8 protein-coding genes are annotated in these 7,306 nt (G+C 61.6%); 1 reads left to right on the top strand and 7 read right to left on the bottom strand.

Features of this window, described 5'->3' with window-relative positions:
- The coding region (locus tag AC5DC2_RS16290; protein ID WP_491699237.1) for a GNAT family N-acetyltransferase at positions 1 to 713 on the bottom strand (713 nt) is incomplete at its 3' end.
- 142 nt (positions 714 to 855) lie between these two features.
- Between AC5DC2_RS16290 and AC5DC2_RS16285 the strand changes: the two genes are divergently transcribed.
- On the top strand, positions 856 to 1,791 hold the full coding sequence (locus tag AC5DC2_RS16285; RefSeq protein WP_491699236.1) for a tyrosine recombinase XerC: 936 nt from the start codon (positions 856 to 858) through the stop codon (positions 1,789 to 1,791).
- 45 nt (positions 1,792 to 1,836) lie between these two features.
- On the opposite strand, the gene AC5DC2_RS16280 is transcribed toward AC5DC2_RS16285, so the two are convergent.
- The 6 genes from AC5DC2_RS16280 to odhB all read right to left on the bottom strand — a co-directional run.
- On the bottom strand, positions 1,837 to 2,100 hold the full coding sequence (locus AC5DC2_RS16280) for a hypothetical protein (protein WP_491699235.1): 264 nt from the start codon (positions 2,098 to 2,100) through the stop codon (positions 1,837 to 1,839).
- Between the two features lie 157 nt (positions 2,101 to 2,257).
- The gene (locus AC5DC2_RS16275) at positions 2,258 to 3,223 is read right to left on the bottom strand and encodes a DMT family transporter (RefSeq protein ID WP_491699234.1); all 966 of its coding nucleotides are present in this window, start codon (positions 3,221 to 3,223) and stop codon (positions 2,258 to 2,260) included.
- A gap of 125 nt (positions 3,224 to 3,348) precedes the next feature.
- Positions 3,349 to 4,755: a dihydrolipoyl dehydrogenase gene (lpdA, locus tag AC5DC2_RS16270; RefSeq protein WP_491699233.1), complete on the bottom strand. Its 1,407-nt coding sequence runs from the start codon at positions 4,753 to 4,755 to the stop codon at positions 3,349 to 3,351.
- 100 nt (positions 4,756 to 4,855) lie between these two features.
- The gene (locus AC5DC2_RS16265; protein ID WP_491699232.1) at positions 4,856 to 5,494 is read right to left on the bottom strand and encodes a LysE family transporter; all 639 of its coding nucleotides are present in this window, start codon (positions 5,492 to 5,494) and stop codon (positions 4,856 to 4,858) included.
- Positions 5,495 to 5,511: 17 nt separating this feature from the next.
- On the bottom strand, positions 5,512 to 6,126 hold the full coding sequence (locus AC5DC2_RS16260; protein ID WP_491699231.1) for a LysE family translocator: 615 nt from the start codon (positions 6,124 to 6,126) through the stop codon (positions 5,512 to 5,514).
- 24 nt (positions 6,127 to 6,150) lie between these two features.
- Positions 6,151 to 7,306: 2-oxoglutarate dehydrogenase complex dihydrolipoyllysine-residue succinyltransferase (gene odhB, locus AC5DC2_RS16255; protein ID WP_491699230.1), on the bottom strand; the 1,156-nt coding region annotated here is incomplete at its 5' end.

Here is a 7,306-nt window from a genome sequence, read left to right as displayed (position 1 = left end):
GTCGACCATTTGGCGAACCAGTAGAACAGGCCGGAATTGCGCGCCTTCAGATGCACGGGCAGGATCGGCAGGTCATATTTGCGGGCAAAGCCGATCGCCGAGGTCTTCCACGGGCGCTCGTTGAGCTTGCCATCGGCCCAATAGGCAATGCGGCCGGAGGGAAACAGCACCATCGCCTTTTCTTCTCTGATGGCGTTGTTGGTCACCTGCAGCGTCTCGCGCGCCTTCAGCTTGCTCTTGAACTCCTCGCGCCATTCGACCGGGATGATCATCTCGACCAGGCGCGGATTGACGCGCACGGCGTCCCGGTTGGCGAAGAACGTCATATCCGGGCGGCGCTCTTTCAGAAGGTCGAAGACTGCCACCCCGTCGGCGATGCCGGTCGGATGGTTGGAAACCATCACGAAACCGCCCTTTTCGGGGATGCGCTCACGACCGGTGCAGTTGATGTCGAGGGTCAGACGGTTGGAGATGTAGTCAAAGACCTGGTAGCCATCCATGGACTCGATGTCATTGGCGAAATCGATCGCCTTGCCGTAGCCCAGAAGCAGGTGGAGAAACGGACGCATCACCGGCCAGAACGGATTGTGGACGATCTTCTGTCCGCGTTCGGCGATCAACGTGTCGACGATGTGTCCCGGTTGCCCTTGTGAAACAAGCGCGACCGCCTCAGCGAACTGCGCCAGAGCGGATGATGAATCACGACGCGCCATAAGACATCCTGCTTTTGCTGAGAAGCGTATATCGCAATTCCGTGTGAAAAGACAATGACACCTCCCCGAACCCTTAGCGTTTTTGTAACCCAATTTACTGTAAAATCGCGCCGCGGCAAGAAGTTCCTGAGAGGGTGACCCCATGGGCGAAATACTGGTGCCTGCTGATGATGCATTGCTTGGCTTGCGTCAAGAGTGGCTGCGAGCGCTTGCCGGCGAGCGCCGGCTTTCGGCCAAGACGACCGAGGCCTACGAGCGCGACACGCGGCAGTTTCTCGCCTTCCTGTGCGGCCATATCGCCCGGCCCGTGCGGCTCTCGGACATTGATTCGCTGAGGCCTGCGGACGTGCGCGCCTACCTCGCCTTCCGCCGTCGCGAGGGCGCCGGCGCGCGCACGCTTGGCCGCGATCTGGCGGGCATCCGTTCATTTCTGCGCTGGCTGGAAAAACGCGGACTTGCCAATGCCGCCGGCGTGCGCGCCATGCGGGCGCCGAAACAGCCGAAATCGCTGCCCAAGCCCCTGAGCGCCGAGGAGGCGCTCGCGGTTTCAACGGAGCAGGGCCAGTTGGCGGAAGAGCCCTGGATTGCCGCGCGCAACGCCGCCGTCTTCTGCCTTCTCTATGGTTGCGGACTGCGCATCTCAGAAGCGCTGGGGCTGACGCCGCATGACTTTGCCGACAATCCGACAAGCCTAAGGATCACCGGCAAGGGCGAAAAGACCCGCATCGTGCCGCTCCTGCCGGCAGCGCTTGCGGCCGTGCGGCATTATGGCGCACTCTGCCCGCATCATCTGGAAGCAGACAAGCCGCTCTTCCGCGGACTGCGCGGAAAACCGCTACAGCCGGCGATCATCCAGCGGGAAATGCAGGCGCTGCGCGGAGCGCTTGGCCTCTCGGACAAGGCCACGCCGCACGCGCTGCGGCACTCCTTCGCGACCCATCTCCTGGCCGCCGGCGGCGACCTCAGGACCATTCAGGAACTGCTCGGCCACGCGTCCCTCTCGACGACGCAGATCTACACCGGCGTCGACACCGGTCGACTTCTGGAGATCTACGACAAGGCGCATCCGCGCGCCTGAGGAATGAAGAAGGCCCCGCCTGAAAACGGGGCCGCGTCGCTGTCCTTAGTCGTTCAGATCACTATAGCTGAAATCGATCAGCTTCGGCGTGCCGTCAGGCTGGACCTTGTAGGTCTTGACGGCATGCCAGTTTCCTTCATCCATCACCGAGGTCGAAAAGACATCGCCGGGCGCGGCGATGCGGGCGATGTCCCTGTCGGTGGCCGTCACCTTGGGGCCGTAGAAGGAAGGGTTGAGCGGCTGGGCGGCGAAGGCCGCGCCTGCGCCGACGATCAGGGTTGCAAGCGAAAGAGCGATAATCTTCTGCATCAGGTCTGTCCTTGGGAGGTTTCAGCGTTCTCGTTCACCGGAAAGGACCATCCCTTTCCTCGCTCCCATTCCAGTCCTTGATTGTGTTCAGGATAGGATTTTCGCCGCCACAAATTCATTAAATTACTGTAAATATTGTATTTTTCTAATTCTACAGTCAATCCGTTGTAGTCTGGCGCACACGTGGCGGACGGGCGGCGATCGCCGCGCCGAGGCCGATCATCGCAAGTCCGGCAATTTCCAGGCCTGACGGCCGTTCGGCGAAAATAAGAATGCTCCACAGTGCCGCAAACACGAGATAAGCGTTGTCGAAAAGGCCGACGACCGGCGCCGGGGCTGTGCGGTAAGCGCCGGCGACACCCGTGGTTATGGCCACAAGGAAGAGCGCGAGAAGCCCGATCAGCGCCCAGTCCGACACACCGAGCGGTCGCCAGGCGGTTAGCGCGAATCCATCGCCCGCCGGAAACAGGAGAACGCACGCCATGCCCGCCGCGCCCGATACGGCAAGCGCGATATTGAGATTGAGCGCCATGGCGAAAGGCGCTTCGCCACGACACTTGTCCCAGGTAATGATCGCCGCAAGAGCATAGAAAAAAGCAGCAAGAAGCGGAAGCAGCAGGAAAGGCGAGACGGCTCCGGCCGACGGATTGACGCTGACGACCACGCCGGAAAGCGCAAGCAGAATGGCGCACCACCGCACAAGACCCACCGGCTCTCCAAGATGAAAGCGGGCAAGGAGCGCCATCCACAACGGCGATGTATAGTAGCAGGCCGCCGCCAGCGACAGCGGCAGGTGCGGAAGAGATGCGTAATAGCAGAACCACATGGAAACGAGGCAGAGGCTGCGGGCCGTCACCCACCCAAGGTGTTCGGGAATGAGTCGCGTGCCGCGCGCGAACAATTTCAGCCCGAGCGCGAGAAGCATCGCTGCAAATGCGGATCGCAGGAAGATCAGTTGCGCAAGACCGAAACGCACGCCGGACAGCTTGACCAGCGCATCGGAGAGCGAGAGCAGGAAGACCGAAGCGGTGATCAGCGCGATTCCCGCTGCCGGACCGGCGGCAAAGATGGATCCGGTTGATTTGTGAGCCATGGCCCATGAAAACAGGATTTTGCGCGCCATGAACAACGAATTTTACTGAAGTCTTGGATCAACGACGCGAATGACGGCGCCGGACACATGAAAAACGACCCCGCAGAACGGGGCCGTATCAAACCTTCAGTCAGGAACGCCCTTCGGCGCCGCGCCTACATATGGATCGGCTTGAAGAAGGCGGCGAGCGCTGCTTCCTTCACCGCTTCCGACATTGTCGGATGCGCGTGGCAGGTGCGGCCGAGATCTTCGGCAGAACCGCCGAACTCCATCAGCACCGCCGCCTCGTGGATCATCTCGCCGGCGCCGAAGCCGACGATATGGACGCCGAGAACACGGTCGGTTTCCTTGTCGGCGAGCACCTTGACGAAACCGTCGGTGGCTTCCATGGCGCGGGCGCGGCCATTGGCCATGAACGGGAACTTGCCGACAGTGTAGGCCACGCCGGCTTTCTTCAGCTCTTCCTCGGTCTTGCCGAGCGAGGCGACTTCCGGCTGCGTATAGACGACGCTCGGGATCACGTCATAGTTCACGTGACCTGCCTGGCCGGCGAGGATTTCGGCAAGCGCCACGCCCTCGTCCTCGGCCTTGTGCGCGAGCATCGGGCCCTTGACCACATCGCCGATGGCGTAGATTCCGTCGACATTGGTCTTGAAATGACCGTCGATTTCGACACGACCGCGATCGTCGAGCTTGACGCCGGCCTCTTCCAGGCCGAGGCCTTCGGTGAAGGGCTTGCGGCCGGTGGAAATCAGCACGATGTCGGCCTCAAGCGTCTCGGCGTCGCCACCCTTGACCGGCTCGAACGTCACCTTCGCGCCGTTCTCGCCCTTTTCGACGGCCGTGACCTTGGCCGAAAGCTTGAAATCAATGCCCTGCTTGGCGAGGATCTTCTGGAACTGCTTGGAGGCTTCGCCGTCCATCGTTCCGAGGATCTTGTCAAGGAATTCGATGACGGTGACCTTGGCGCCAAGGCGCGACCAGACCGATCCGAGTTCGAGCCCGATGACGCCGCCGCCAACGACGACCATATGTTCGGGAACCTTTTTCAGCGCGATCGCGCCGGTGGAAGAAACGATGGTTTCCTCATTGATCGCGACATCGACGCCCGGAATGCCGGCGACATCGGAGCCTGTGGCAATCACGATGTTCTTGGCTTCAAGTTCCTCGGTCGAACCGTCTTCCTTCGTCACCTGCACCTTGCCGGCGGCAACGATCTTGCCGGAGCCCTGATAACCGTCGATCTTGTTCTTCTTGAACAGGAAGGCGACGCCCTCGACATTCGACTTCACCACCGCGTCCTTGTGGCCCATGAGCTTCTCGTGGTCGAGTTCCACGCCCGCAAGCTTGATGCCGAGGCTCTCCATGCCATGGGCGGCGTGCGCATACTGTTCCGAGGCATGCAGCAGCGCCTTTGAGGGAATGCAGCCGATATTGAGGCAGGTGCCGCCATAGGTGGCGCGCTTCTCGACAACGGCGACCTTCATGCCGAGCTGCGAGGCCTTGACCGCGCAGACATAGCCGCCGGGACCGGAACCGATTACGATGAGATCATAGGACATCAGATTTCCTTCTCTTTATTGAGGTCATCGCCGATGCGAAGGATGGGCGCTGCATGACCATATTTTCTGGCGGCCGATGGCCGGATTTGTTGTCGTTGGCTCAGCCTGCCTTTTCCGTTGCCAGCTTCAGGCCGAATGCGATGAAGACCGCACCGCTCGCGCGGTTGATCCAGACGCTCGCCTTTTCGAATGCCGAGCGCATGCGCGGCGTGGTCAAAAACAGCGACACGCCGACGAACCATGCGATCAGGCACGTCGCCATGACGAGACCATAGCCGAACTTCACCGCCGCGGGCGTTTCGTGGCTGACCACGGTCGAGAATATCGACAGGAAGAACAAGACCGGCTTCGGATTGAGCGCATTGGCGAGAAAGCCGAGCGAAAAGGCCTTTCCCGCTCCCTGCCTTGCCGTTGCGCCGGCTTGGGCTACGGGCGAAACATCGGCCTTGCCGGAACGCAGCGACTGGATGCCGAGATAGATAAGATAGGCCGCGCCCGCCCATTTGATCACGTTGAAGACCATGATCGACTGCGAGATGATCAGCCCCAGCCCCATGATCGTGTAGCTGACATGGAACATCAGCGAGGTGCCGACGCCGAAACTGCTGAGCACCGCCGAGCGCCGGCCATGGACCAGCGCCTGCCGGATGATCATCGCAGTATCCGCGCCGGGAGCGACGATGGCGAAGGAGAAGATCGCCATCAGCGACGCGAACTCGATCAGATATTGATGATCCATGAAAGGCGTCCCGGTTTCTATTGCCTGCTGAGCGCGAGTTTAACGCCGAAACCGGCAAAGGCCAGCGCCACGCTGCGCCGCATCCATGCCATCGCGCGTTCGCTCGACAATACGCGGTCACGCATCAGCCCCGAAAACTGACCGTAGAGCACGAACACCGCGAAGGTCATCGCCATGAACACGGCCGACATCGCCAGCATTTCCAGTATCGGCAAGGCAGCGGCGGGCGAGACGAATTGCGGCAGGAAGGCGAGGAAGAACACGGAGAGCTTGGGGTTCAGGATGTTGATCAGAAAACCGTTGCGCGCGATCGCAAACAGGCTGCGCCGCGGCGCCCCCTCCCCCGAGACCCTCAGCGTGCCGCGATCCTTGAGCGTCTGCCAGGCAAGATAGAGAAGATAGGCAACGCCGGCAAACTTCACCGTCTGGAACAGCAGCGCGCTGGTGTGAAACAGCGCGGCAAGCCCGAACACGGAGGCGAGGATTGCCGGGATGATGCCGAGCGTGCAGCCGAAGGCGGCGGCGACGCTTGCCATCCTGCCCTGCGCCAGACCGGTCGCGAGCGTGTAGACCACGCCCGTGCCGGGAGCCAGAACAACAATCAGCGCCGTAATCAGGAATTCGATGCTCATGTCCCGGCCCCCAGGTTTTGTTGATCAGAGATCGAGAACGAGGCGTTCGGGATCTTCCAGCGTTTCCTTGACGCGGACGAGGAAGGTCACCGCTTCCTGACCGTCGACCATGCGATGGTCATAGGAGAGCGCCAGATACATCATCGGTCGGATGACGACCTGGCCGCCGATCGCCATCGGCCGCTCCTGGATCTTGTGCATGCCGAGAATGCCCGACTGCGGCGCATTCAGGATCGGCGAAGACATCAGCGAACCGTAGACGCCGCCATTGGTGATCGTGAAGGTGCCGCCCTGCATGTCCGCCATGGAAAGCTGGCCGCTGCGGGCCGCCTTGGCGAGCCGTGCGATTTCGGCCTCAATCTCGGCGATCGACATCCGGTCGGCATCGCGTACGACCGGAACCACGAGGCCCTTGTCCGTGCCGACGGCCATGCCGATGTGGCAGAAGTTCTTGTAGATGATGTCGGTGCCGTCGATCTCGGCGTTGACCGCCGGGATTTCCTTCAGGGCGTGACAGACAGCCTTGGTGAAGAAGCCCATGAAGCCGAGCTTGACGTCGTGCTTCTTCAGGAACAGGTCCTTGTATTTGGAGCGCATTTCCATCACGGCCGTCATGTCCACCTCGTTATAGGTGGTCAGCATGGCCGCGGTGTTCTGCGCATCCTTCAGGCGCTTGGCGATGGTCTGGCGCAGGCGCGTCATCTTCACGCGTTCCTCGCGGTCGGCATCCTCGACCTTGGAGGGCGCGCGCTGCGGGGCCTTGGCCGGTTCCGAGGAGGGCGAAGACGTTCCCTTGGCGGCTGCGGCGATGACGTCGCCCTTCAGCACCTGGCCGCGCTTGCCGGAACCTTCCACCTGATCGGCGGAGATGTTCTTTTCTTCCATCATCTTGGCCGCGGACGGTGCTGCCGGCATGTCGGAACCGCCGGTCTTCGGCTTGTCTTCAGCCTTGGCTTCTTCCTTCTTGGGCTCTTCCTTCGGCGCGTCGGCCTTCGGCTCTTCCTTTTCGCCGCCGCCCGCAGCCGGCGCATCGCCTTCGGCGATCTGGCCGAGCAGCGCGTCGAGCTCGACGGTTTCACCCTCGCCGGCGACGATCTCGGAAAGCGTGCCGGAAGCCGGCGCCGGAACCTCGATGGTCACCTTGTCGGTTTCCAGTTCGACCAGGGGCTCATCCACGGCA

Source organism: Martelella sp., from assembly GCF_984369615.1.
The sequence above is the reverse complement of the archived record's forward strand: the minus strand, read 5'-3'. Positions and strand labels throughout refer to the sequence as shown.